Source organism: Clostridium sp. 16K-1-R1, from assembly GCF_023921145.1.
Classification (GTDB): domain Bacteria; phylum Bacillota; class Clostridia; order Clostridiales; family Clostridiaceae; genus Sarcina; species Sarcina perfringens.
The window spans coordinates 2318458-2344752 of the sequence record NZ_CP046515.1 but is presented as its reverse complement, the minus strand read 5'-3'; the positions used below and the strand labels follow the sequence as shown (position 1 = coordinate 2344752).

Below are 26295 nucleotides of genomic sequence, written 5' to 3'. Positions count from 1 at the left end.
AGAGGTGATGCTTTGAAAAATAGAGAATTTACTATTTTTATATTTACAGCTTCCGTTATAGTTGGACTTTTAATATCTATGAATATAAGTTTTGATGGAATAGAAACTACAAAGGTGTTAAATGCTAAAGAATATCAAGAGGCATATAATAAACGTAACAATCTTTATAATGAAATATCAAAGTTAAAGGAAAATAATAGAGAACTACAAAAGAAGATAAATAATTATTCAAAGAATGATGAGGATAGCAATAAAATTTCAAAGGATATGATAGAAGAGTTAAATAATAATTTAATGCTTTCTGGATTAGAAGAGGCTAAAGGACCAGGTTTAAAAATAGTTTTAGAGGATGGTGGAGAAGCTTTTAGTGGAGAAGTAGTTGATGATTTCATGAGACTTTTAAGAACTATTCATGATGATGATATGATAAAAGTTATAAATGAACTTAAAGCTGCAGGCGCAGAGGCAATATCTATAAATAACCAAAGAATAATATATAATACAGAGATATATTGTGGAGGACAGTTTTTACGAATGAATGGAGTTAAAATACCAGCTCCTTTTTATGTTAATGTTATAGGTGATCCAGAAAAAATGGAGAATCAAATTATGAGAGACGGAAGTTATATTAAAACTCTTATGAATAGAGGAATAAATGTTCAAATAACTAAGAGTGACGACATAACTATGCCAGCATATATAAGTGATATGAATTCTAAGTATATGGAACCTAATACAAAGTAAAAGAACTATGTTTTGTAAAAAATTTGTACAAAAAAGAAGGATTTTCTATTCCTATAAAGAAGAATATAATGTAATATATAATTAAAGGAGACAGTAAAAGTGGATATAAAAGAAAATTTAACAAAATTTACAGAAAAAATTCCAAGTAACGTTCAACTTATTGCTGTATCTAAAACAAGAACTATTGAAGAAATGGAAGAGGCCTATGAATTTGGTATTAGAAAATTTGGTGAAAATAAGGTTCAAGAAATAATAAGAAAATTTGATGAGTTTCACCAAGATGTAGAATGGCATTTAATAGGACATCTTCAAACTAATAAGGTGAAGTATATAGTTGATAAAGTTCATCTTATACAATCATTAGATAGTATTAAATTATTAAAAGAAATAGAAAAGGTATATGGTAAACATAATAAAATTGCCAATACTTTAATTCAAGTTAACATAGGAAGAGAAGAACAAAAGTATGGTATCTTGGAAGAAGAGTTAGATGAACTTATAGAAGCTATAGAAGCTTGTAACAATGTTAATGTTTTAGGTATTATGACTATAATTCCAAAGGGAACAGAAGAAGAATGTAGAAAGTACTTTAGCAAAACTCATAAGCTTTTTTGTGAATTAAAAGAGAAAAAGTTTAAGAATATAAAAATGGATATACTTTCAATGGGAATGTCAGGTGATTATGAGATTGCTATTGAAGAAGGCAGCAATATGGTTAGAATTGGCCAAGGAATTTTTGGCAAAAGATTATATAAATAAAATTAGGAGGATATGTGTATGTCAAAAGTAGTTAGTAAAATGAAAAGTTTTTTAGGGTTTGATGAATTCGAAGATGAAGATGAAGTAATGGAAGAAGAAGAGGTAATGGAGGAAGAAGAATCATTTGCTCCAGTATTATCTTCTAAGAAAAATGGTAAGGTTGTAAATATTCATACAGCTAACACAGCTAAATTAATGATAACTAAACCATTAGTTTATGATGATGCAACTGAAATATGTACTGCATTAAAAAATAGAAAGATTGTTGTTATAAACACAACTTCATTAGAGCTTAGAACAGCTCAAAGATTAATAGACTTTGTTGGTGGAGCTTGTTATGCATTATGTGGAGAACTTCAAGAAGTTGAAAAAGGAGTATTTATAGTATCACCTTCAAATGTTGAAGTAAGCAATGAATTAAAGAGTGAATTAAGCAACAAAGGAATGTTCAACTGGGCTTCAAAATAATATGAATAAAAAAGATTTTATAAATTTATTAAATTTAGAAGAGTTTGAAGCGTTAAAACTCTTTGAGAGATTTAATTTAGCTAGGACAAAAAATATTTCAGTATTTACTGATGAGTTTTATACTCCAGATGTATGGAGCACTCTTCAAGAAATGAATTTATTTGATGTAAATGTTGAAAGTTTTGGATTTTTTGAGGATGGAGAAAGAAGAGTAATAGCCTTTAATAAGGAAGAATATGATTTGTTTCCAATAAGTCTTTTAAGGATTCAATGCAATACTAAATTTTCAAAATTAGAGCACAAGGACTATTTAGGATCTATTATGGCTTTAGGCATAAATAGAAATAAAATAGGTGATTTAATTTTAAGAGATGATGGATGCTATGTTGCTGTTCATCATAGTATAATTGACTTTTTAATTAATAATTTAAATAAAATAAGAAATCTTAATTGTAAATGTGAAATAATTTATGATTTAGATGAAATACCTAAACCTAGCTATGAAGAAAAAAATATAATAGTAACTTCTAAAAGGTTAGATTGTATAGTTGCAGCCTTGGGGAACATATCAAGAAGTAAAGCTTTAGATGCTATAAATTCAGGAAGTGTTCTTCTAGACTATAGAATAACAAAAGATAAAAGCAAAGAAGTTTCAGAAGATTCAAGACTTACCATAAGAGGTATTGGAAAGTTTAAAATAAGTAATATTTTTGGGACAACGAAGAGTGGTAGATTAAAATTGACAGTATTTAAGTATACATAGGAGTGTGATTATATGAAATTAACCCCAATGGATATTAACAACAAGGAGTTCAAAAGGGTTTTAAGAGGTTATTGTCCAGAGGAAGTAGATGAATTCTTAGACCAAATAGTCGAAGAATATGAGATTCTTTTTAAAGAAAACACTGTTTTAAAAGAGAAACTTGAAAATTCTAACGATAAGATAGAGCATTATAGTAAAATTGAGAATACAATTCAAAATACTTTATTATTAGCTCAAAATACAGCTGAGCAAGCAAAAGCTAATGCTCAAAAGGAAGCCGATGTAATAATCAAGAGTGCTAATGACACAGCTCAAAGAATATTAGATAAGGCTCACAATGATGTTATACAAATCAATGATGAGTATGACAGAGTTAAACAAGAGTTTACAAAGTTTAGAGCTAAGTTTAGAAGCTTTATGAACTTCCAAATAGATACTTTTGATGATTTAGAGAAAGATTTTATTAAGAATTTTAACATAACTAAGCCAGAGGATCAAACTGAAACAGAAGAACCACAAGGCATACAGATTGATTTTGAAGAAGAGAAAGAAGAAAAAACTGAGCTTAAAGACATCTATGAAGTGGAAACACATTTTGATGATGTAAATGAAATTAAAAGTTTCTTTGCTGAAGAGTAAAGAGCTATTAAAAAATCTCACTTTGATTAAGGTGAGATTTTTCTTTTTGTTTAATTAATTGTTGAAATTTAATATTTTATTATATAATATTTAAGATATAGCTTTAAATATTTACTTTAGAATGGAGCAAATAAACTATGAGTTTAAGTAAAGAAGTAATAAAAATAACTGAAGAAGAAAAAGGAATAAGAGCAGATAAATTTTTAGCTCTTAAAATAGATGGAGTTTCAAGAAACTTTATTCAAGGGCTTTTTGATGATGGAAAAATTTTAATTAATGGAAAAGCAGAAAAGGGAAAATATAAGCTTTCAGTTGGAGATTGCGTTGAGGTAGAAATACCAGAACCAGAGGAATTAAAAGTTGAAGCTGAGGATATCCCATTAAATATAGTTTATGAAGATGAAGATGTAATAGTAGTTAATAAACCAAAGGGAATGGTAGTTCATCCTGCACCGGGAAATTATACTGGAACTTTAGTTAATGCATTATTACATCATTGTGATGATTTATCAGGAATAAACGGGGTTATAAGACCTGGAATAGTACACAGAATAGATAAAGATACTTCTGGAATATTAGTTGTTGCAAAAAATGATAATGCTCATCAAAAACTAGCAGAACAATTTAAAGATCATAGCATAAAGAGAGAATACTATGCTATTGTTGAGGGAAGATTTAAAAAAGAAGGTGGCACAATTGATGCACCTTTAGGAAGACACCATAGAGATAGATTAAAGTATGCTGTGGTTAAAGATGGAAAGAGAGCAGTTACTCATTATGAAGTTCTTAAAGTATTTAATTCATGTTCCCTTGTTAAATGTACTTTAGAAACAGGAAGAACACATCAGATAAGAGTTCATATGGCCTTTATAGGGCATCCATTACTTGGAGATACTGTTTATGGCTTAAAGAAACAAAAGAAATTAAGTCAAGAGGGGCAAGTTCTTCATGCTAAAACATTAGGATTTATTCATCCTACTACTGGAGAATATGTTGAATTTGACTCAGAATTGCCAGAGTACTTTGAAAAAATTGTAGAGAAATTAGGAGGGTGTTAGAATATGCATCTTAAGGCAAGTTTATTAGATGAAAATGCTATAAGAAGAGCGCTTACAAGACTTTCACATGAGATAATAGAAAAGAATAAAGGGGTAGAGGATATAGTTCTTGTTGGAATTAAGAGAAGAGGATATCCTTTAGCAGAGAGACTTTCAGAGTTTATAGAAAAGTTTGAAGGTGTTAAAATTCCTGTTGCTAGTGTTGACATAACATTATACAGAGATGATTTAACTAATGTTAGTGATACACCGAATTTAAATGATCCTAAAATAGATGTGGATATAAGAGGGAAAAAGGTTATTATAGTTGATGATGTTTTATATACTTGTAGAACGGCTAGAGCAGCTATTGATGCAATAATGGATCAAGGAAGACCAGAATTTATACAGTTAGCTGTTTTAGTAGATAGAGGACACAAGGAATTACCAATAAGAGCTGACTATGTTGGAAAGAATATTCCTACATCAAAGGATGAAATAATAAAGGTTCAAATCAAAGAGATTGATGGAACTGATTCAGTTGAAATATATGAAAATTAGAACTAAGGAGTAAATTTTTATGGATTATAATTTAATAGCCACTGCAACTTTTGGCTTAGAGGCTGTTGTTGCAAAGGAATTAAAAGAGTTAGGATATGAAGACCTAAAAACTGAAAACGGAAGAGTTCATTTTGAAGGGGATGAAATGGATATTGCCATAACAAACCTTTGGCTTAGAACTGCAGATAGAGTTTTAATAAAAGTGGCTGAATTTAAAGCTGAAAGCTTTGAAGAGTTATTTAATAAAACTGTAGAGATTGATTGGAGTAAGTATATACCTGTAGATGGTAAGATGCATGTTGTTGGTAAATCTGTTAAGTCAAAACTTTTTAGTGTTCCAGACTGCCAGTCAATAGTAAAAAAAGCCGTAGTTAAGAGTATGAGCAGAAGTTATGGTCAAGATTGGTTCACAGAAGATGGTCCAGTTTATAAAATAGAAGTTGGACTTTTAAAAGATGTGGTTACCTTAACAATAGATACTTCAGGAGAGGGATTACACAAAAGAGGATATAGAGAACACTCAGGGCAAGCTCCCCTTAAGGAAACACTAGCTGCAGCTATGGTTTTACTTTCAAAGTGGAGAGGAGAGCAAACTCTTATAGACCCATGTTGTGGATCAGGAACAATATTAATAGAAGCTGCTATGATAGCTAAAAACATAGCTCCAGGATTACATAGAAAATTTGTTTCTGAAACTTGGCCTTCAATGGATAAGGAAATTTGGGATCAAGTTAGAGAGGGAGCAGAGAAATCTATAAAGAAAATTCCTTTAGATATAACTGGTTATGATATAGATAGTTGGGTATTAAGTACAGCTAAAAATAACGTAAGAAAAGCAGGATTAACTGATTGTATAACTATAGAAAAAAGAAACTTTTTTGATTTTTCAACTAAGAAAAAGTATGGATATATGATTACAAATCCACCATATGGTGAGAGAATAGGTGAAAAAGAAATAGTTTCAAAATTAAATAAACACTTTGGAGAAGTTAAAGAGAAGTTAGATACTTGGGATTTTAATATTCTAACAGCATGTCCAGATTTCCAAAAAGAGTTTGGTAGAAAAGCTACTAAAAACAGAAAGCTTTATAATGGTAGACTTTTATGCTACTACTATCAATATTTAGATAATAATTTAAAGAAGTAATTTAAAAAGAATATAATATATAAAAAGTTACAAATAGAATGAAAAGATAACTGTATAAATTATTAGTTTAGTACAGAAGTTAGTAGAATCTATTTGTAACTTTTATTTTATTACTTAAGTTTTTCTAAAGTTATTTCCTTTGGTGAATCCATATAAACTGTCTTGTTAGTTGAGTATATTACCATTCCAGGTTTAGAACCAGAAGGTTTCTTTACATTTTTAACTAAAGTATAGTCTACAGGAATTTTAGTGCCACCTTTTCCTTTACTATAGAAAACAGCTAAGTTAGCAGCTTCTTCTAAGGTTTTATCAGGAATATTTGAACTTTTAACAATTACGTGAGAACCAGGTATATCCTTAGTGTGAAGCCAAGTATCATTTTTGTCAGCAAACTTTAAAGTTAAATAATCATTTTGGATATTATTTTTACCAACATAAATATCTATTCCATTAGAAGAAACATAGTGATAAGGCTTAGATTGTTTTTCTTTCTTTTTACCATTATTATTTCTTCTAAATCTTATATATCCTGTTTCTATAAGTTCATTTTTTATAGCATCTATGTCTTCATAGTTATCTGCAACCTGTATGCTTGAGGAAACTGAATTTAAGTATTTAAGCTCATCTTCATTTATAGCTAATTGTTCTAGGGCAGATTCTTCAGCTTTTTTTAATTTGTTATATTTTTTAAAGTAAAATTGAATGTTTTCAGATGGTGTTTTATTTTCATCAAGTGAAATAGTTAGGTATTCTTCATCCTCACTATAATAATTTAAAAGGTCAACAGATTTATCTCCTTTTTTAATACTATAAATATAAGAGGTTAAAAGCTCACCTTTAATCTTAAATTCCTCTTTTTTATCACATTCTTCTAAGGTTTTTTCAAGAACCTTAATTTTTTTTAAGCATCTGTCTATATTAGTATTAACTAATCTTTGAATATCTGCACTTTTTGCATGTAATCTATCTTGTTTATCCTTATTAGCAAAAAAGGCATCTAAAAGTTCACTACTATTATCATAAATTTCTTTAGTACAATGGTCTAAAATAGATAGATCTTTAAAATAAAAATCTATAATTTTTTCATTCTTGTAGAATATAATATTTTGTATATCTTTAAATATGTTATTAAAGTAATTACATATAAAATTGAATATATCATCAAAAACATATGAATCTCCAAATTGTGATTTAAATAATGAATACATTTCAAGAGAAAGATTTTTACCAACACCAGTTAGTAGCTTTGAAAAGATCTTTTCATCTAATTCATTATTATTTTTGCTTAATTCTATCTTTAAATCTTCCTTTGAAAAGTCAAAAGGATTTAATTTTTCAGATGCAGGAGGGAATACATAGCTTACACCAGGGTATAGAACTCTAAAACTATTTTTATTTGCTGTTATATGTTTTATTGATTCCATAATTTTATTATCTCTCTTTCTTACAAGAGAAATATTACTGTGTCTAGCCATTATTTCTACTACTAAAGTATATACACTATCAAAACCCATTTCATCTTTATTGGCTATATCAATTGAAACAATTCTATCTGTAGATTGTTGATATATGTCAATTATTCTTCCACCTGTTAAATATTTTCTTAATACCATACAAAAAACAGGAGGTTGTAATGGATTATTCTTACTTATTGTAGTAAAATGTAATCTAGGGTACTTGGAACTAGAGGAAATTAAAAGTTTTTTATTTTCCTTTCCACGTACATTTATTATTATTTCATCCTTTTCAGGTTGATTTATTTTGTCAATTCTAGAATTTATTAATGAATCTTTTAATTCATTTATTAAGTTATATAAATAAATACCGTCTAAAGCCATGATTTTCTTTCCTTTCTAAATTGATTGAACTTACAGTTAGTATACATCTTATAATAAAAAGTATCAATAATAGGTAATTTGAGGTGATAATATGAAGTTTTCAAAAATGCATGGAAATGGAAATGATTTTATAGTTATAGAAGATTTAAACAATGAGTATTTAGGTAAAGAGGGAGAAATTGCTCAAAAAATGTGCCATAGAAGATTTGGAATTGGCGCAGATGGGATTTTAATAGTTAGAAAGAATGAAAATTGTGATATAGAAATGGTAATAATAAATTCAGATGGATCTTATGCTGCTATGTGCGGAAATGGAATAAGATGTTTTGCTAAGTATGTCTACGAGAAGGGAATAGTAAAGAAAGATGTGCTAGATGTTTTAACAGGTGATGGAGTTAAAAGAATCTTTTTAGAAATTGAGAATGATAAGGTAAAAAGTATCAATGTAAATATGGGATTTGGAGACTTTAAACCAAAGAATATTCCAGCATTATGTGATGAAGAAATAATAGAAAAAAAAGTAAGTGTAGGAAATGGAAATTTTGAAATAACATCTTTACTTATGGGTGTTCCTCATACTATTATATTTGAGGAGGAAAAATATCCTATAGAATGTGGTAGGGATATAGAAAAGTATGAATTATTTCCTCAAGGAACAAATGTTAACTTCTGCAAAGTAATTGATAGAAATACAATGGAAGTTAGAACTTGGGAAAGAGGTGCAGGCCCAACCTTAGCATGTGGAACAGGGAATTGTGCTTCAGTTATAGCTGCTAATAAATTAGGTCTTGTAGATAAAGAAGTAAAGGTAATAGTTCCTGGTGGAGAATTAAAAGTTAATATTGAAGATGATGGAGTAAAAATGATAGGTAATGCGTCATTTATTTGTGATGGCACATATTTATTTTAGAGAGGGAAGTAAGTAAATGAGGAAAGCTGCTGCTTTAAGTTTATTAGTATTAGTTATTTTATCAACAACCCTTGCGGGATGTAATTTCGGTAAAGGGTCTAATGAAGAGGACAGTAAGGGAACAAACTTAAAACTTCCTTGTAGTATTGTGTCTACAATTTCAGGGGAAGATGTTTTGTATTACGAAATAGAAGGGGATTCACTAAAAAAACTTGATTTAGATCTTAAGGGTCATATGGAAGTTTATAGTGAGGAATTAGGTTTAGCTGTTTATAGGGAGTTTGCTGATAAGGGAACAAACTTAATAATAACTAATGGAGTTAAGGAACATAAGATATCAGTAGATGGAAATATAGAAGAATTAATTATTAGTCCAAAGGGAACTAAACTTCTATATAGATATAATTCTGGGGATAAAATAGGATACAAAGTTTTAGACTTACAAAATTTTAAGGAATTTGATTTTAATGAGAATTTAGCTATTTCAGGGGAAAATGTTAAATTTGTTAATGAGGATCAATTAATTCTATATGGTGTTGACCTAGAAAAAAGACAAAGTGGGCTATATATTTATAATATTAAAGATGGAAGATATACTTTAGAAAAGCAAATTGTTAAGGCTTTTATAGATTATATTGATTTAGTTGAAGATCAAGTTGTTTTATATACTCAAAGCAGTATTGATGGCAAGAAAAATTGCTATATATATAATTTGGATAGTAAAAAAGAATCTGTTATTTCAAATGAGGTTGGAGAAATAGAATCTTTATGTAAAATAGGAAATGTAGTGTATTTTATTGGTACAAAGGGCGAAGGATTAAGAAGCTTGTATTCAATTGATATAACAAATAATAAACTTGATAGATTAGTGTATGATTTTCCTAAAAATATATCAGAGAAATCAAAGTTAATTGTTGCTGGAGATAATATATATTTTCTTGGATTTAATGATAGTAAAGAAAAAAATGCACTATATAGATATAATCTAAAGGATAAGAGTATTAAACTTATAGATAGCAATAAAGGGCAGTATATTATTATAAAATAGTTAAAAGTTCTAGATTATTAAAAATTTTTAATAATCTAGAATTTTTTTGTTTAAAAAAGAAATGCCTTGTCAATTATTACTGATGAGGAGGTTGATATATGAAATATACCATTAAAGATATAGATATGAAGCTAATGGAGAATATATCTAAGAATACAGCTTTAGAGATGAATTTAATTGCCTTAAAAGAAAGTTCAGGTAAGATATTTTTTTATACAAGTAAGGAAGAATCAAAGAAAAGGGAGTATTTATCCTTATTATTTAGAGAAAAAGAAATAAACTTTGTAATTGGAAATAAGGATGAAATAGAAATTTTAATTGAAGATTGTTATGGTGGAAAAAGTTTTTCTAAGGATAAATTTATTGAGGAAGAATTAATAAGTCTTATATCTTTAGGTATAGAAAAAAATACTAGTGATATTCATATTGAACCCTTAGAAGAATATGCTAACATTCGCTTTAGAATAGATGGAACTTTAGTTTTAGTTAAGAGAATAAAGAAAAATCTTTATGAAAATTTAGTTAATAAGATAAAGTTAAAAGCTGATATGGATATAAGCGATAAATTAAGATGCCAAGATGGGAAGGTGTCATTTAAAAATTATGGATATGATTGTGACTTAAGAATATCAAGTATTCCAAGTACTTTTGGTGAAAAATTAGTAGTTAGAATTTTATATAAGAAAAATGAGTTTATGAATATTGATAATTTGAGTTTAATGGAAGATCAAAAGAATAAAATAAATAAACTTTTAAAATTAAAACATGGAATGGTGGTTATAAATGGTCCTACAGGAAGCGGAAAATCAACAACTCTATATGCATTATTAAATTCAATAGATAAGGAAGGGATAAATATAAGTACCATAGAAGATCCCGTTGAATTTACCATAGAAGGAATAACTCAGACAAATGTTAATGATAAGGTTGGATTAACCTTTGCTAATGGATTAAAGCATATATTAAGACAGGACCCTGATGTTATATTAATTGGAGAAATAAGAGATGAGGAAACGGCTAAAATTGCCATAAGAGCTTCTATAACAGGGCATAAAGTATATTCAACGATACATGCTAACAGTGGTAATGAAGTTTTTAATAGATTATTAGATATGGGGGTAGAAGGATATTTAGTAAAGGAAGGAGTAAGTTCAATAATAACTCAAAGATTAGTAAGAAAAATTTGTGAAAAGTGTAAAGTGAAAATAGAGCTTAAAAATGAACTAGTTGAGAAATTAAAAGGGGAAGAGTTAAGTTTAAAAGCTTACTATAAGGGAACTGGATGTGAAATGTGTAATTGGACAGGTAATAATGGAAGAAAAGCAATTTGTGAAATTATATTTCCAAGAGAATATAAAAGCACAGAGGATATTACTTGGGGAGAAGAACTATTAAAGGCATGTTTTACCTTAGTTAAAAAGGGAGAAATATCTTTAGAAGAATATTACTTATTAAAAGAATGTGAGGGGTTAGATGTTTGGGTTTAAAGATGAAGCTTCATACATATGCTTAAATTTAAGCACATATGTAAAATCAGGAATGCCTATAGGACGATCATTAGACTTAATAAAGAACACTGTAAAAGATAAGAAATACAAAGAATCCTTAAAGAGAATTGAGAAAAAGGTTTTAAATGGAGAGGCTTTATCAAAGGCTTTTAAGGAGGAAGGTAACTTATATCCAGATTTAATGAAGGATATGATGAAGATTGGAGAAGAAAGTGGAAACTTAGAAGAGGTTCTAGAAAAGTGTGCTAGAAATATATTAGCTGAAAAGGAAATAAAGAATAAAATTATTAAATCTCTTAGATATCCAGTTTCACTTCTTATAGGTTTAATTATTATGATTTTTGGTTATGTAACTTATATTTTGCCACAGTTTGTAGATATGTATGAGTTAAGGGAAATTGAAGGTTCTAAAATTATGACTTTATTAAATAATTATATTAACTTTGTAGAAGAAAATCCTAATGTTGAAGTAATAGTTTTTTGTTATTTTTCCTGTGCCTTAATTTCGCTTTATCTATTCTTTAAAGTAATACCCTCTGAAAAAATCTTAGAAAAGATAGAAGTATACAGAATGTATTATGAAATTAGAATATTATTTTTAATAAACATGATATTAAATAGTGGAATATCCCTAAATAATTCTTTAAGTGTATTTGGAGAAAGCTTAAGTGATGTAAAGCTTAGAAAATATATTAAAAGCATAAATGAAGAATTAATAAAAGGGACTACTTTAAGCAGTAGTATTGGGAAAATAAATGTTATTTCTCATGTATCAAAGGGATTTTTAATAACAGGAGAAGAAAGTGGATTATTTAGTAAAAATATTGAAGAGCTTTTAAAAATAAGAGAAAAAGATTTTGATAGGGCACTGAATAAAACTGTTGGGAAAATAGAGCCAGCAATGTTTATTATATTAGGTTTTGTTATTTCAGCTATGATGCTTTTAGTTTTAGTACCGACCTTTGAGGGCATGAAATATGTATAGGAAAAGAAAAGGATTTACCCTTAGCGAAGTAATAATATACCTAGGAATAACTTCTCTTATTTTAGCAATACCAACATCATTTATGATTATAAAAGATAGGGGGTATGAATTAAAAGTTGAAGGAGAAATAAGTAAGATTCATGATTTTTTAATGGAAGCAAAACAGTTATCTAAGAAAGATAATCTATATGGAGAAATAATTTTTGATATTTTAGACAATAAATTAATTTATGAAAATGCTCTTAGAACTACCTCTTTAAAGTTAAATGGAGTTAAAGTAAGTTTTAATAGAGATAATTTAATTACTATAAATGAGACTGGGATGATCAGTATAGCTGGAACTATAACAATAATTGATAAAAATAATAAGAAAAGAGAAATAACCATAGTTCCAGGTATATGGAAAATTAATGTTAAGTGATTTATGAGGGAATATAGCTATGGAAGATAAGATTAATAAAAAGAAAGGATATTTACTAGTAGATATGGTTTTAGCATTAGCATTAATATCAATACTTTTCTTAGGAATAGGAAAAAGTTATAGCACTTATATTAAAAACAACTATTATATTAAAGAAAAAATAAAAGTAGCAGAAATTATTAATTCTTTGGCTATGGAGCTAAAACACAATATATCCTTTGAAGATTTAAGAAGTATTAATAGTGGAACATATAAAATAAGTACTTTAAAGATAAATGACTTAATAAATAGTGATATTAAAGAATTTCTTAGAAAAAATTTAATATTACATAATAAAAATCATAATGATTTGGGATGGACTATTAATATAAGCCACTTTGATCAATATGAAAGTATTATTAATATAATTTATAAAAATGAAAAACCATATATAAGTGAAAATAAGGAGGTGAAAATATACAAATTTTTAGAAAAATCCTTTCAAAATTTAGAAAATCAACCGCAAAAAGAAGAAGAAAAGCATATTTATTAATTGAACTATGTATTTATTTAGGTGCTTTAGGAATTATAACCTTAAGTTTAACAAAGAATTTGATTTTTTATGTTAAGGAATATAAGAGGTTTATTCCAAAAGAGAAAGAATTAAACTACTTGTTGGATGCAGAGATGTACTTAAATCACAGGTTTTGGGATAATATGGTTGAAAATATAAAGATAAATAAAGAGAAAAACTATATTGTAGTTAAGTTTTGGAGAAAGGGTATTGTAGAAGAAAATAAAATAGAAAAGAAAGAAGATAAATTACATGTTTATTATATAAGTAGCGGAGAAAACCGTAATCATATATTAATAGAAAATGTTGAAGAATTTGATGTGGTAGAAAAGAAGAACTTATTTTATATAAAATTAAAGGTTAAAAATCAAGAGGAGAGGATCTATTGTTATGAAAAGGCGTAAAGGTTTTGTGTCTATAGAAGTTATGTTAGTTTCACTAATTTGTAGCATGATAGTTACTATACTTATGGATAATTCATTCCAAAGAAGAAAAGAACTTGATAGAAGTTTTAAAATAATAGGTTCTAATATAGATAAAAATAACTCAGAGGAACAGTTTTTAAAGTACATGTTAAAAGAAAAGATTTTGAATAAGGACACTTTTCAAGAATTAAAATTTTCTTTGAATAATATGAAGGCTGAGTATAGTAAAAAAGCGAGGATTTTAAATATTAAAAATAAAGATAAAATAAGTGGACTTTCTAGGGATACTTACTATGAAATAAAGGTTATAAATGATGATATTATCTTGTCAAAAAGGGGAAATTATGAGTTTGTTAATAAAGACCTTAGTAATTAATGATACAAATGATATTTCAAAACTTAAGGAGTTAAAGGATAAGAGAGTAAAAATTATTCTTTTAAATGAAAAGATATTTATAGAAACACTTAGAGTTGATAAAAAGTGTAATATTGAAGAAAAAATAGAACAGCTTATAAGAGATAGATTTTTTAATTACACACCCTTAGTTCATTACGAGGTATTAAAATATAACAAAAGTTTATTTTTAATAGTGTATTTTATTGGATGTGATGAAAGATTTAAAAGTTTATTATATGAAAGAAAGGATTTTGCTTTAACATTTCCTGAACTTAAAAATAAGAATATATTATCTTTTAAGAAAGCTACTTTTGAACTTAAAAATTTAAAAATAAGTATTTATATAAAAGGTAAACTAGTTTTATTAAAGAGTGTAAAAGATTCTAATATTATTGAAGTAATAGAGGAAAGCCTTAAAGGTTTAGAAAAAGATTTTGGAGTATCCTTAAAAGACTTTACTTTTAAAATTCAGAAAGAGTATTTAAAGGAAGAAATAAAAGAATGGTTTAAAGGTTTAAAATTAAATGAGATTAGAGGTGAGGAGAATTTATATCAAAAAATATAAAAATTTTTTACCAATTGAATATGTAGAGGAGTATAACAGAAAAATAAAGAAAAAGCTAAATATATACATATTGCTTTTATTATTATTTAATCTATTTTTTTATGGGAAAATTAAGACTGAAAATAATAAAATAAAAAATTATTTAAGTGAAATAAGGGGAGTTAATAGGGAGAGATCTTTAGACAAGGAATTTTTAGAAGATATAAATAAGTTAAAGGAAATAATTAAAGATGAAAAGATATTAAATTTAAATCTAGAGAGAAAAAGTTTTGAAGTAGAAGTAAATAGTATTTATAAAAATTCTCTTATTAATTATATTAATAAAATTAATGGAAGAGTTTATGATATAAGCTTAAATGAATCTAATAATACTTATAGATTAAAAGGAGAATTAAGGTGAAAAAATTAAAATTAGATGTAACTTTAGCTACTATTTTTATAGTTATACTATTAGTACAAGGTATAGAGCTTTTTAAATTAAGAAATTATGAAATTCCAGTTTTAACAAACTCTATAGGAGAAATGGATTTAAATACAGTATTAAAAAATATAGAAAATAAGGATTGTACTGTTTTACAATTAGAATATAAAGAGGGATGGATAGGTAAAGTTTTATTTACAGGCTCTTTAGAGGATTTAAGTAATTATGTTAATTTATTAAAAAATAATAATATTAATATAAAAAATTATAAAATAGAAAAATCAGAAGAATTAAGGTGTTTTTTGGAGCTTAAGGTTGTATAGTCTTGTAAATTTAATGAAAATAATTGCATTTATTATTAGCTTTTGATAAAATATGATTGTTGTTTTACACTTTAAATAGTAAATAAGTAACAAGGTAACTCTAGAGGGTATTAATTTATCTTAAAGGGTTATAATATAAAATGAATTAATAGATTTTGGAGGGATACTTAATGATATCAGGAAGTGATTTAAGAAAAGGAACTACTTTTGAACTGGATGGACAAGTATACACAGTTATAGACTTCTTACACGTTAAACCAGGAAAAGGTGCTGCTTTCGTTAGAACTAAATTAAGAAACGTTATAATGGGTGGTGTTACAGACAGAACTTTCAACCCAACTGATAAATTACAAGAAGCTATAATCGAAAGAAAAGAAATGCAATACCTTTACTCAGATGGAGAATTATACTACTTCATGGATCAAGAAACTTTCGAGCAAATTCCTTTAAACCATGAAAAAGTTGAAGATGCTATAAAATTCTTAAAAGAAAACATGAACGCTGTAATCAAATTCTACAAAGGAGAAGCTTTCTCAGTAGAAGCTCCAAACTTTGTTGAGTTATTAATCACTGAGTGTGAGCCAAGTGTTAAAGGAAACACTGCTACTACAGCTATGAAAACTGCAGTTGTTGAAACTGGTGCAACAGTTATGGTTCCTATGTTCGTTGAAGAAGGAAACACTATAAGAATAGATACTAGAACTGGCGAGTACATGGAAAGAGTTTAATAAAAACTTGATTTAAATGTATTTAAGTCAAATTTATCTAGTGAATATAGATAAAAATAAATTTATGCTAAGCTTAAAAAGCTTAGCATATTTAATATAAGGAAGTGATTTCAGTGAAGGATATTAAAAATAACATTAGCAACTTACTTAAAGCTATGGATAAAAACACTGAGTTAGATAAAGAATTTAAGGATTCCTTACTTAATGTAATTTCATCTTTAGTTGATAAGATTGAAGAGTTACAAGTTAATGTTGAAACTTTAGATGAAAATGTAAATCTACTAAATGATGATTTAAGTGGAGTACAGGATGAACTTTTTGAAGAGCTAACTTTAGAAGAGCTTGAAGAATATGATGATGAATACTGTGAAGTAGTTTGTGATAAATGTCATAAGCCTATATACATAGAAAAAGATATATTAAACAGATCTGAAAGTATACCTTGTCCTTATTGTGGAAATGAATTTGAAGTTTAATAAACTGTGCCTTATAAAAGGTACAGTTTATTTTTTTTGCTAAAAATTAGAAAATACTTAGAATAGTTTTTTATGTAAAGTAATAAATTTAAATAGAAGAAAAGAAGAGGTTTCCAAAAAAGATTATTATTTTAAAAATAATTAGAATAATTTCTTATGTAAAGTAATAGATTTAAATAGAAAGGAGAGGAGGTACTTTGAAAGAAATATTTGATGTATTACCAGATAAGATAAATTCTTGTTTAAAAGATAAAAGTAATTTAAATAAATTACAAGAAATTAGAGTTAAGGTTGGAAAGCCTCTTAACATAGTTTTAGATAATACAGAAACAATTTTTAACTATGTAATAAGGAGAGAGGATGTTAAAGCCATAATTCAAAAAATAAGTAACTACTCTTTATATGCCTTTGAGGAAGATATAAGACAAGGATATATAACTATCCAAGGAGGGCATAGAGTTGGATTAGCAGGTCAATGTGTAATAGAAGATAATTCTATTAAAACTATTAGAAATATAACTTCTTTAAATATTAGAGTTTGTAGAGAAATATTAGGATGTTCAAATAGTCTAATGAATAGCTTAGTAGAAAATAACAGGGTAAATAATACTTTAATAATATCTCCACCTAAATGTGGAAAAACCACACTTTTAAGAGATATTACAAGAAATATATCTAATGGAATTTCTCAAATTGGTTTTAAGGGAAAGAGAACAGTTGTAATTGATGAAAGAAGCGAAATAGCTGCTTGTTACAATGGAATTCCCCAAATGAATGTAGGAATGAGAACTGATGTATATGATAACTGCATAAAAAGTGAAGGGATGATGATGGCTGTAAGAGGGCTTTCTCCAGAGGTTATTATATGTGATGAAATTGGAACTTATAAAGATATGGAAGGATTAATGATGGCATATAATTCAGGAGTTAGTATTATAGCTACCTTGCATGGAAGAAATGTTGAAGAATTGTATAGGAGACCTGTTTTTAGGGAGATTGTTGAAAATAATATAATAAATAAAGTTGTAGTTCTTAGTGGAAAAAAAGGAATTGGAACAATTGAGGGTATATATAATGTTTAACATAATAAAATTATCTTTAAATTTTCTAGTAGGTTATGAAAAATAATATACCTATTTTCAATTGGTGCTACTGAGTTTATTAGAATGAATAAAAGGTATAAAAATAACAAATCTACTAGAAAATTTATCTTTAATAGGAGGAGGAAATGAAAGTTTTTTTTCTGCTTATTATAGTTCTACTTAGTTCTTTAATTGGATACCTGTATGGAGAAGGATTTAGAAATAGACTTTCCCAACTTAGAGAGTTAAAAAGAGCTTTAATAGATTTTGAAAATGATATTGTTTATACTTACACTCCTTTACCAGAGAGTATAGAGAGTATAGCTTTAAAAGCTAAAAGTCCAATAAAAGAATTATTTAATGAAATTTCTTTTAAATTAAAAAATAATGAAGTGGAAAATGTATATATGGCTTTTAAAGAAAGTATAAATGAACATAAGAAAGAAATGAATCTAAGGAATAAGGATTTTGAAATTTTATTAGATCTTTCAAAGTCTTTAGGAGAAACCAATGTAGAGGGACAAATTAAGATATTTAATTTAGCAAAGGAAAAGCTAGATATAGAATTAGAGATTGCTGAAGATGAGTGCAATAAAAACACTAAGGTATATAGGTATTTAGGGGTTGCAGTAGGTGCAATGATAGCTATTTTTCTTGTTTAGTCTAATAGATTTTTAGAAAAGAAATTTTACTTTTGGACTATTTAATAAGAGTTAAGTTTTAGGGGGAGGCCATATATGTCGGATTTATCTTTGATTTTTCAGATTGCAGGAGTTGGTATAGTGCTTGTTATACTAGATAAAGTTCTTGATCAAAGTGGTAAAAAGGAGTATGCAACTTTAGCTAATATAGTTGGAGTAGTCATAATACTTACCATGATGATTCAACTTATAAGTAGATTATTTTCTTCTGTTAAATCTATGTTTTTATTTTAATAGATTTATGAAATACATTGAGAAGGAGGTGTCTATGACAGTAATCTAAGGTTTAAATAAAGAAAAAGATTACTGGCAAAATGAAATATGGATGTAGTTATACAAGTAATAAGCTTTGTACTAATAAGTTTATTTTTATATCTAGTTTTAAAAGATAATAAGAGCACCTTTGCAGTTTTTCTTCTTTTAGGAGCTGGCATAGTAATTTTTCTTTTTGTAATGCCTTATGTTAATGAAATAATAGTATTTATGCAGGATATAGCAATGGAGTCTGGAATGGATTCATCATATATTGCTATAGTTATGAAAATTATTGCCATAGCATATCTTTCCACTTTTTGTAGTTATATATGTAATGATGCAGGGGTCACAGTATTAGGTAAGAAGGTAGAGTTTACAGGAAAAATTATGATTCTATTATTAGCTATACCAATAATGGCTAATATTTTGAATTCTATTTTAAGTATAATGTAGGAGCTAAGATATGAAAAAGTTGATAAACATAATATTATTATCTCTTATCTTTGTATTTTGCTTTAACTTAAAAGTTTTGGCGAATGATAACTTAGAGAGTTCAAAAGAAAAAATAGACAATGACTCGAGAATAGAAAGATTTTATGATTATATAAATAATTTAGAAACAGAAGAAGATATATTAGGCAATATGTCTGCTAAGGAATATATAATGAATTATTTAGAAAGTGGAGAAGATCCAATAACCTTAAAGAAAATAGGTGCTTCAATACTTAGTTATATCTTTAGAGAACTTAACATAGTTTTAAAGTTTATCGCTTCAATATTAGTAATTGCTCTTTTAAGTGCTTTACTTAAAAATTTACAGGATGCTTTTAATATTGAAGAGGGAGTAACACAGATAGCATTTTTTGCTTGCTATGCCCTACTTATAATGCTTTTAACTAAAAGTTTCTTTATATCTCTTAACTTAGGAAAGGAAGTCTTAACTTCAATTATAGATTTTATGAATGTTATTGTTCCAGTTATTGTAATGCTTATAGCTACCTCAGGGGGAGTAACATCAGCTGTTACCATAGACCCCATAGTACTAGGGGCAGTTTCTATAACTCCTAGAATTTACACATACTTTTTATTCCCACTAATATTAGCATACTTTACATTACAGTTTGTTAATAATCTTTCTAGCGAATTTAAAATAGATAGAATGTGTAAGTTCATAAAACAGGTTGTTATGATATCTCAAGGGTTTATATTAACAATATTTGTTGGAATATTAACTTTAAGAGGAATGACGGCAGATACTTTAGATGCAGTGGCTGTAAAAACAGTAAAGTTTGCTGTAGATAATTTTGTGCCTATAGTGGGAAAGGCATTTTCAGATGCAATAACCACAGTAGCAGGATATTCCTTAGCTATGAAAAGTGTAATAACTTCTTTAGGAGTAATAGTTCTAGTTGTAATTGTAATTTATCCAATAATAAAAATAGGCCTTATGGCTATATGTTTTAAACTTACCTCCGCGGTTATTGAGCCTGTTGTTGATTCAAAGATTTCTAGCAGTGTGGAAACCGTTGGAGAAGCCTTATTTATGATAATGTCATGCATAATAAGTGTCAGCATAATGTTCTTTATTATGGCATCTATGATGGCTACAGCAGGTAATTTTATAGTAGGAGGATAGAAATAAGATGGAACTTTTAAAAAATTGGATTTCAACCCTTTGCGTTGTTATAGTCATTATATCTATTGCTCATATAATTTTACCTAATTCTTCAATAAAAAAACATGTTAAATTTGCATTTTCATTAATAATACTTTCTGTAATGCTATCACCAATAATAGGGCTTTTAACTATGAATAAGGATATAGATGAAACTGTTTTTCAGGAAAAAATAAGTGATGTTACAAGATCTGATGAGGAAAAAAAGTCATTATATGATGAAGAAGCAATTTTAAAAAGTGTTGAGAAAAACTTAGAAAAGTCATTAAAAGATGAATTCTATGAGAATGAGTTTGAGGTTAATTTAATTGGGAAAATAGATTTTGATGAAGTGAAATTTAATATAGAAAAAGCAGAAATTACAGTTTTAGATGAAAAAAAAGTAAAAAAAGTAGATAAGGTTGTTGTTGGAAAAGAAAAGGTTAATAAAGAAGAGAAAAAGGATTCTTTTTTAGAAAAAATTGAAAAGTTTGTTGAAAAGGAACTTGAAATTTCTCATGAAAATATAATTGTTTCATATGCCTAGGAGGGGGTATAAAGATGCATGAGTTAAAGGAGAAAATAGCTAATCTTTTTAAACAGAAGAATATTACTAATTTAATAATATTACTTTTATTAGTTATAATGTTTTATTTAGTTGTGTCATATTTTACAGGTGTAAACAATATAACTAAAAGTGAGAAAACTAATTTAGAAAAAGTATCAAAAGAGGATATGAATAGTAATAGTCAAAAAGATTCAGAAGTTTTAAGTTATCAAGAAAAACAAGAAAAAGATTTAGAGAGGATATTAGGAAAAATAAATGGAGTAGGATCAGTAGATGTAGTAATAAACTTTCAAAGCAGTGAAGTAAAAGTACCAGCTGTAGATAATTCTTCTCAAAAAAGCACTACAGAAGAAACTGATAGTGAAGGAGGGACAAGGGTTAATTCACAAGAAACTGATGGAGATAAAATAGTTATGTCAAATAGCTCAAATGGAAGTGAACCAGTTATATTAAAAACAGAAAAGCCAGAAGTTTTAGGAGTCATGGTTGTGGCTGAAGGTGCAGAAGATAGCAAGATAAAGTATGAAATAACAAAAGCGATATCAAGCTTATATAACATAAGTGTTGATAAGGTAAATGTATTAGCAATGAAAAAATAAAATTAAAATTTATGGGGGGTTCATTATGAACAGAAAACAAGCAGGGATAATTTTAACACTTTTAGCATTAATAGTTTGTACTGGCGTTCTAGCAACTAGAGTTAACAATCAAATTAAAGAGAGTATGGGAGAAGTTCCTACAGCTTTTGGAGAAAATGATGACAATGCAACTGAAACATCTTCAAATTATTTTTATGAATCAAGAAATTTAAGAGAACAAAAAGATTCTAAAACTATCGATAACTTAAAAGCTATAGTAGAAGATAAGAACACTTCAGCAGAACAAAAAGAAGAAGCTGAAAAAGAATTAACTGAAAAAACTATGGCAAGAGATTATGAAACAAGAATAGAACTTAGTATAAAGAGCAAAGGTTATGAAGATGTAATATGTTTTATAGATGGTGATAATGCTAAGGTTGTAGTTAAGACTAATGAAGAGTTAACTCAAGAGAAAATGGTTGAAATCCAAGATATAGTTATGAATGTATCAAAAGTATATGACGTTGATATAGAAAAAAAATAATTAATTGTATTGTAATTAGTTATTTGCTATAATGAACCTATAACTAATTAAGTTTCGTGAAGATTAGTAGGAGGGTTCAGCTTTATGAATGAAATGAATAGAGATGAAGCTAACTTAGGTATAGTTAATATATCTGATGAAGTTATCGGTGTCGTAGCTGGTATAGCTGCATCTGAGATAGACGGAATACTTGAGATAAATCACAATAATAGCACTGGAATAGGACATAAATTTTCAAAGAAAAGTTTAGGTAAGGGCATTAAGGTTAATGTGGAGAATGGTGAAGCAGTTATAGAAATTGGTGTTACTGTTCAATACGGAATTAAGATCCCTGATGTAGTTTCTCAAGTGCAGGAAAACGTAAGAAGGACTGTTGAAGCTATAACTGGACTTAAGGTGGCACTAGTGAACATATATGTGCAAAACATAATTATCTTAAAAGAAGAAGATAAAAATGAAATATTAAAAAAATAGTAGTCACCCTCTGATTTCAGAGGGTGTTTCATTGTGTTAAATCATTAACTATATGATTAATAATATAAATTAAGACAATAATACTAAATAGAGTATTTTCAAAACATAGGAGGATATAATGAATAGAGTAAAATCAAGAGAATATTTATTACAATTAGCTTACCAAATGGAAATAACTTCAGAAACTGCATTAGAAACTTTCAATTCTTTTATGGAGAACGAGGACATTTCTAAGGATGATTTAGATCTAGCATACATAAAATCAGGATTATTAGGAATAGAAGAAAATAAGGAAAAGTTAGATTCTTTAATAGAAAGTCAACTTGTAAAATGGAAATTAAACAGAATTTCAAAGGTTAACTTATCAATTTTAAGAATTTCTACATATGAAATATTATTTGCAGAGGATGTACCAGGAAAGGTATCAATAAATGAAGCTATTGAGTTATGTAAAAAATATTCAGATAATAAATCAGTTTCATTTATAAATGGAGTTTTAGATAAAGTATATAAGAATATGCAATAGGGGCTAAATTTATTTTTACTAGAATTATAAGATTTGGAGGGGCAGGTAATGGATAAAATTTTAAGCGGAAAAACAGTGGCTATAGACATAAAGGGGCAAATTAAGAGTTATACAGAGGAATTAAAAGCTTCTGGAAAGTCTTTAAAAATATCGTCTATACTAGTTGGGGATGATGGAGGCTCAGTATATTACCAAAACTTCCAAGAAAAATTAGCTAATAATTTAGGAATAGACTTTGAGAAGATAAAATTAGATGAAAGTATTTCAGAAGAAAATCTGAAACTTAAGATAGAAGAGTTAAATAAAGATGATAGTGTAAATGGAATAATGCTTTTATTACCTTTACCAAAACATATTGATGAGAGAGCAGTTACAAATTTAATAGATGCAGATAAAGACTTAGATTGTCTTTCTGAGGTAAGTGTAGGTAGATTCTATAAGGGTGAGAAGTGTTTTATGCCATGCACACCAAACAGTGTAATAACTCTTTTAAAAGCTTATAACATTGAAATTGAGGGAAAAGAAGTTGTTATTATTGGAAGAAGTAATATAGTTGGTAAACCTCTTTTTCAAATGTTTTTAAATGAAAATGCTACAGTAACAGTATGTCATTCAAGAACTAAGAACTTAAAAGAAGTTTGTAAGAGAGCTGACATATTAGTAGTAGCTATTGGAAGGGCTAATTTCATAGATTCTTCTTATGTTAGAGAAGGAGCGGTTGTTATTGATGTAGGAACTAGTGAGGTTAATGGTAAAATAACGGGAGATGTTAATTTTGATGATGTTTATGAAAAAGCATCATTAATTACACCAGTTCCAGGAGGAGTAGGTTCTTTAACTACGACTCTTCTTTTAAAAAATGTTTGTAAGGAGTTAGATTAGAATGAAACTAAAGACATTATCTGTTGGTGAAGTTAATAACTACGTTAAAAAGTTAGTTGAAAATGACTTTATATTAAAGAATCTTAATGTCAAAGGTGAAATATCTAATTTAAAATTCCATTCAAGTGGTCATATTTATTTTTCATTGAAAGATGAAAATAGCAAGGTTAACTGCATTATGTTTAAAAATAATGCAGTTAATTTAGATTTTAGACTAGAAGAAGGAATGAAGGTAGAAATAAAGGCTAGATTAGGTGTTTATCATAAAGAAGGAACTTATCAGCTTTACTGCGAAAATATTAAAAAAGCAGGAATTGGAGAACTTTTTGAAGAATTTCATAAATTAAAAAAAGAACTTAGTGAAGAAGGAATTTTTGATGAAAAATACAAAAGAGCCTTACCAAAATTCCCTAAGAGAATTGGAATAATTACAGCAAGGACTGGAGCAGCAGTAAGGGATATAATAAACGTAATACAAAGAAGAAATAAATCTTTAGATATTATTTTATATCCAGCTAAGGTTCAAGGAGAAAATGCAGCAGATTCAATAATTGAGGGTATTAGATATTTTAATAATGAGAAATCAGTTGATGTTATCATCTTAGGTAGAGGTGGAGGATCTATTGAAGAACTTTGGACTTTTAATAATAGAGACTTAGCATATGAGATATTTAATAGTAGAATACCTACTGTATCAGCTGTTGGACACGAAGTAGATTTTACTATTAGTGATTTTGTAAGTGATATGAGAGCACCTACACCATCAGCAGCAGGAGAGTTAGTATCACCGTCATTACAAGAAATGATAAATGATTTATTAAATAAAAAAGAGTTCTTACATAGAGCTATTGACAGAAAATTTTTAAATGCAAAGAAAGATGTAGATTTATTACACAAAGGATTAAAAGGTAATAATCCTAAGCATATAATTGAAAAAAGAATAAAAGAAGTAAATTCCTTAGAAGAAAAGTTAAACTTTTTAGGAAAAAGAAAAATTGATAAGGCAAAAGATGAACTTATTGCTTTAAATAGCATATTACAAACCTTAAATCCATTAAACACCTTAGGAAGAGGGTATTCAGTAATAATGGATAAAAAAGATAAAGTAATTAACGAAGTAAGTGAATTAAAAAAGAACGATATGGTAAAAGTGATAATGAAGGATGGTTCCGTTAATATAGATATAAAAATTATTAATGAATAAGGAGCAAAGAGAGATAAAATGGCTAGAAAAGAAACTAATTATGAAAGTATGGTTAGTGAATTAAATGAAATCGTAAAGCAACTGGAAAATGGAGATTTAACCTTAGAAGAGTCTATAAAAAGCTATGAAAATGGCGTTAAAATAGTAAATAAACTATATAAGAAGCTAAGCACTTTAGAAGGCAAAATAAAGGTTGTTGAAGATGAAAAAGAGGAAGACTTTGGAGGATACAGCAATGAATATTAATAGCTTAAAAGAGGAAGTTGATCAATCTTTAAAAGCTTATTTTAATAAAGATAGAGAATACAATAAAGTTTTATATGATTCAATGGCATATAGCATAAACGTAGGAGGAAAAAGAATAAGACCAATCTTAATGCTTTTATCTTACTATATTTATAAAAGTGATTATAAAAAAATATTAACACCTGCAATGGCCATAGAAATGATACACACTTATTCTTTAATACATGATGATTTACCATGTATGGACAATGATGATTTAAGAAGAGGAAAACCTACAAATCATAAGGTTTTTGGAGAAGCTATTGCTGTTTTAGCTGGAGATGCTCTTTTAAATGAAGCTATGAAAATTTTAGTTGATTATTCTTTAGAAGAAGGAATAAGTGCATTAAAGGCAACTAAAATAATTGCAGATGCAGCAGGATCAGATGGAATGATTGGTGGTCAAATTGTTGATATAATAAATGAAGATAAGGAAGAAATTTCTTTAAAAGAATTAGATTATATGCATTTAAAGAAAACTGGAGAACTTATAAAAGCTTCAATAATGTCTGGAGCGGTTTTAGCAGAAGCTTCAGAGGGAGATATTAAAAAATTAGAGGATTTTGGATATAAGTTAGGCTTAGCATTTCAAATAAAAGATGATATATTAGATGTAGTGGGAAATGCAAAAGATTTAGGGAAGAATGTTCACAAAGACCAAGAAAGCAATAAAAATAATTATATAACCATTTTTGGATTAGAAGAGTGTAAGAAAAAATGCGTGAATATAACTGAGGAATGTATAGAGATATTAAGTTCAATAGAAGGAAATACAGAGCCTCTAAAAGTTTTAACCATGAAACTTTTAGAGAGAAAATTTTAATAA

36 protein-coding genes are annotated in these 26295 nt (G+C 27.5%); 35 read left to right on the top strand and 1 reads right to left on the bottom strand.

What is annotated here, in order from left to right:
* Positions 1-12 precede the first annotated feature (12 nt).
* The 8 genes from GOM42_RS10375 to GOM42_RS10340 all read left to right on the top strand — a co-directional run bounded on the left by GOM42_RS10375 (position 13) and on the right by GOM42_RS10340 (position 6118).
* Positions 13-744, top strand: coding sequence for a DUF881 domain-containing protein (locus GOM42_RS10375; protein WP_110016137.1), 732 nt, complete (start codon positions 13-15; stop codon positions 742-744).
* A gap of 99 nt (positions 745-843) precedes the next feature.
* The gene (locus GOM42_RS10370; protein WP_003458739.1) at positions 844-1503 is read left to right on the top strand and encodes a YggS family pyridoxal phosphate-dependent enzyme; all 660 of its coding nucleotides are present in this window, start codon (positions 844-846) and stop codon (positions 1501-1503) included.
* An 18-nt stretch (positions 1504-1521) separates the two neighbouring features.
* On the top strand, positions 1522-1971 hold the full coding sequence (gene sepF / locus GOM42_RS10365; protein ID WP_003451474.1) for a cell division protein SepF: 450 nt from the start codon (positions 1522-1524) through the stop codon (positions 1969-1971).
* 1 nt (position 1972) lies between these two features.
* Positions 1973-2734 (top strand): YlmH/Sll1252 family protein, encoded by a 762-nt coding sequence (locus tag GOM42_RS10360; protein WP_003475151.1) that lies wholly within the window; start codon positions 1973-1975, stop codon positions 2732-2734.
* Positions 2735-2746: 12 nt separating this feature from the next.
* Positions 2747-3373, top strand: coding sequence for a DivIVA domain-containing protein (locus GOM42_RS10355; RefSeq protein WP_110077225.1), 627 nt, complete (start codon positions 2747-2749; stop codon positions 3371-3373).
* 137 nt (positions 3374-3510) lie between these two features.
* Positions 3511-4431: an RluA family pseudouridine synthase gene (locus GOM42_RS10350; RefSeq protein ID WP_003458700.1), complete on the top strand. Its 921-nt coding sequence runs from the start codon at positions 3511-3513 to the stop codon at positions 4429-4431.
* A gap of 3 nt (positions 4432-4434) precedes the next feature.
* Positions 4435-4971 carry a bifunctional pyr operon transcriptional regulator/uracil phosphoribosyltransferase PyrR gene (pyrR, locus tag GOM42_RS10345; protein ID WP_003451681.1) on the top strand — a complete coding sequence of 179 codons (537 nt, stop codon included), beginning with the start codon at positions 4435-4437 and terminating at the stop codon, positions 4969-4971.
* A 19-nt stretch (positions 4972-4990) separates the two neighbouring features.
* Positions 4991-6118, top strand: coding sequence for a class I SAM-dependent RNA methyltransferase (locus tag GOM42_RS10340; RefSeq protein WP_003451545.1), 1128 nt, complete (start codon positions 4991-4993; stop codon positions 6116-6118).
* Positions 6119-6228: 110 nt separating this feature from the next.
* On the opposite strand, the gene GOM42_RS10335 is transcribed toward GOM42_RS10340, so the two are convergent.
* Positions 6229-7956, bottom strand: a complete 1728-nt coding sequence (locus GOM42_RS10335) for an NFACT RNA binding domain-containing protein (protein ID WP_011590967.1) — start codon at positions 7954-7956, stop codon at positions 6229-6231.
* 91 nt (positions 7957-8047) lie between these two features.
* Here GOM42_RS10335 and dapF point away from each other — a divergent pair, with 91 nt between their 5' ends.
* The 27 genes from dapF (at position 8048) to GOM42_RS10200 (ending at position 26292) form a co-directional block, all read left to right on the top strand.
* Positions 8048-8866 carry a diaminopimelate epimerase gene (gene dapF / locus GOM42_RS10330; RefSeq protein ID WP_003458678.1) on the top strand — a complete coding sequence of 273 codons (819 nt, stop codon included), beginning with the start codon at positions 8048-8050 and terminating at the stop codon, positions 8864-8866.
* 16 nt (positions 8867-8882) lie between these two features.
* Positions 8883-9914 (top strand): DPP IV N-terminal domain-containing protein, encoded by a 1032-nt coding sequence (locus GOM42_RS10325; RefSeq protein WP_003458660.1) that lies wholly within the window; start codon positions 8883-8885, stop codon positions 9912-9914.
* A 98-nt stretch (positions 9915-10012) separates the two neighbouring features.
* The gene (locus tag GOM42_RS10320; protein ID WP_003458669.1) at positions 10013-11401 is read left to right on the top strand and encodes a GspE/PulE family protein; all 1389 of its coding nucleotides are present in this window, start codon (positions 10013-10015) and stop codon (positions 11399-11401) included.
* A complete protein-coding gene (locus GOM42_RS10315; RefSeq protein WP_025648191.1) occupies positions 11388-12407 on the top strand; it encodes a type II secretion system F family protein in 1020 nt (339 codons plus the stop codon). The genes GOM42_RS10320 and GOM42_RS10315 overlap by 14 nt, the downstream gene beginning before the upstream one ends.
* Entirely contained in the window at positions 12400-12828 is a 429-nt protein-coding gene (locus GOM42_RS10310) for a prepilin-type N-terminal cleavage/methylation domain-containing protein (RefSeq protein ID WP_110016138.1), read from the top strand. The genes GOM42_RS10315 and GOM42_RS10310 overlap by 8 nt, the downstream gene beginning before the upstream one ends.
* Positions 12829-12847: 19 nt before the next feature.
* Positions 12848-13360, top strand: a complete 513-nt coding sequence (locus GOM42_RS10305; protein ID WP_110016139.1) for a type II secretion system protein — start codon at positions 12848-12850, stop codon at positions 13358-13360.
* Between the two features lie 134 nt (positions 13361-13494).
* Positions 13495-13785, top strand: coding sequence for a hypothetical protein (locus tag GOM42_RS10300; protein WP_110016157.1), 291 nt, complete (start codon positions 13495-13497; stop codon positions 13783-13785).
* A gap of 46 nt (positions 13786-13831) precedes the next feature.
* Positions 13832-14182 carry a hypothetical protein gene (locus GOM42_RS10295; RefSeq protein ID WP_003475193.1) on the top strand — a complete coding sequence of 117 codons (351 nt, stop codon included), beginning with the start codon at positions 13832-13834 and terminating at the stop codon, positions 14180-14182.
* Complete coding sequence (locus GOM42_RS10290) at positions 14157-14768, top strand: hypothetical protein (RefSeq protein WP_003481877.1); 612 nt, start codon at positions 14157-14159, stop codon at positions 14766-14768. The genes GOM42_RS10295 and GOM42_RS10290 overlap by 26 nt, the downstream gene beginning before the upstream one ends.
* Positions 14728-15168: a hypothetical protein gene (locus tag GOM42_RS10285; protein WP_057257475.1), complete on the top strand. Its 441-nt coding sequence runs from the start codon at positions 14728-14730 to the stop codon at positions 15166-15168. The genes GOM42_RS10290 and GOM42_RS10285 overlap by 41 nt, the downstream gene beginning before the upstream one ends.
* A complete protein-coding gene (locus tag GOM42_RS10280; protein WP_004456727.1) occupies positions 15165-15512 on the top strand; it encodes a hypothetical protein in 348 nt (115 codons plus the stop codon). Before GOM42_RS10285 ends, GOM42_RS10280 begins: the two co-directional genes overlap by 4 nt.
* Before the next feature lie 170 nt (positions 15513-15682).
* Complete coding sequence (efp, locus tag GOM42_RS10275; protein WP_003451649.1) at positions 15683-16240, top strand: elongation factor P; 558 nt, start codon at positions 15683-15685, stop codon at positions 16238-16240.
* A 113-nt stretch (positions 16241-16353) separates the two neighbouring features.
* Positions 16354-16716: a CD1247 N-terminal domain-containing protein gene (locus GOM42_RS10270; protein ID WP_003458718.1), complete on the top strand. Its 363-nt coding sequence runs from the start codon at positions 16354-16356 to the stop codon at positions 16714-16716.
* 197 nt (positions 16717-16913) lie between these two features.
* Positions 16914-17798 (top strand): stage III sporulation protein AA, encoded by an 885-nt coding sequence (gene spoIIIAA, locus GOM42_RS10265; protein ID WP_110016140.1) that lies wholly within the window; start codon positions 16914-16916, stop codon positions 17796-17798.
* Positions 17799-17944: 146 nt separating this feature from the next.
* A complete protein-coding gene (gene spoIIIAB / locus GOM42_RS10260; protein WP_003458670.1) occupies positions 17945-18460 on the top strand; it encodes a stage III sporulation protein SpoIIIAB in 516 nt (171 codons plus the stop codon).
* Positions 18461-18535: 75 nt separating this feature from the next.
* On the top strand, positions 18536-18733 hold the full coding sequence (gene spoIIIAC, locus GOM42_RS10255; RefSeq protein WP_003451671.1) for a stage III sporulation protein AC: 198 nt from the start codon (positions 18536-18538) through the stop codon (positions 18731-18733).
* A gap of 87 nt (positions 18734-18820) precedes the next feature.
* On the top strand, positions 18821-19207 hold the full coding sequence (gene spoIIIAD / locus GOM42_RS10250; protein ID WP_110016141.1) for a stage III sporulation protein AD: 387 nt from the start codon (positions 18821-18823) through the stop codon (positions 19205-19207).
* Between the two features lie 10 nt (positions 19208-19217).
* On the top strand, positions 19218-20390 hold the full coding sequence (gene spoIIIAE, locus GOM42_RS10245) for a stage III sporulation protein AE (protein WP_003463484.1): 1173 nt from the start codon (positions 19218-19220) through the stop codon (positions 20388-20390).
* Positions 20391-20397: 7 nt separating this feature from the next.
* A complete protein-coding gene (gene spoIIIAF / locus GOM42_RS10240; protein WP_003468981.1) occupies positions 20398-20955 on the top strand; it encodes a stage III sporulation protein AF in 558 nt (185 codons plus the stop codon).
* Between the two features lie 14 nt (positions 20956-20969).
* Positions 20970-21575: a stage III sporulation protein AG gene (gene spoIIIAG / locus GOM42_RS10235; RefSeq protein ID WP_003451336.1), complete on the top strand. Its 606-nt coding sequence runs from the start codon at positions 20970-20972 to the stop codon at positions 21573-21575.
* Between the two features lie 25 nt (positions 21576-21600).
* Positions 21601-22098 carry a SpoIIIAH-like family protein gene (locus GOM42_RS10230; protein ID WP_003451536.1) on the top strand — a complete coding sequence of 166 codons (498 nt, stop codon included), beginning with the start codon at positions 21601-21603 and terminating at the stop codon, positions 22096-22098.
* Positions 22099-22182: 84 nt separating this feature from the next.
* Entirely contained in the window at positions 22183-22572 is a 390-nt protein-coding gene (locus tag GOM42_RS10225; protein WP_003451410.1) for an Asp23/Gls24 family envelope stress response protein, read from the top strand.
* A 118-nt stretch (positions 22573-22690) separates the two neighbouring features.
* On the top strand, positions 22691-23098 hold the full coding sequence (nusB, locus tag GOM42_RS10220) for a transcription antitermination factor NusB (RefSeq protein ID WP_003451187.1): 408 nt from the start codon (positions 22691-22693) through the stop codon (positions 23096-23098).
* A 48-nt stretch (positions 23099-23146) separates the two neighbouring features.
* A complete protein-coding gene (locus tag GOM42_RS10215; protein WP_003458738.1) occupies positions 23147-23980 on the top strand; it encodes a bifunctional methylenetetrahydrofolate dehydrogenase/methenyltetrahydrofolate cyclohydrolase in 834 nt (277 codons plus the stop codon).
* Position 23981: 1 nt separating this feature from the next.
* Positions 23982-25184: an exodeoxyribonuclease VII large subunit gene (xseA, locus tag GOM42_RS10210; RefSeq protein ID WP_003458744.1), complete on the top strand. Its 1203-nt coding sequence runs from the start codon at positions 23982-23984 to the stop codon at positions 25182-25184.
* Between the two features lie 18 nt (positions 25185-25202).
* Entirely contained in the window at positions 25203-25430 is a 228-nt protein-coding gene (locus tag GOM42_RS10205; protein ID WP_003451121.1) for an exodeoxyribonuclease VII small subunit, read from the top strand.
* The gene (locus GOM42_RS10200) at positions 25420-26292 is read left to right on the top strand and encodes a polyprenyl synthetase family protein (protein WP_003458680.1); all 873 of its coding nucleotides are present in this window, start codon (positions 25420-25422) and stop codon (positions 26290-26292) included. The genes GOM42_RS10205 and GOM42_RS10200 overlap by 11 nt, the downstream gene beginning before the upstream one ends.
* Positions 26293-26295: the final 3 nt, after the last annotated feature.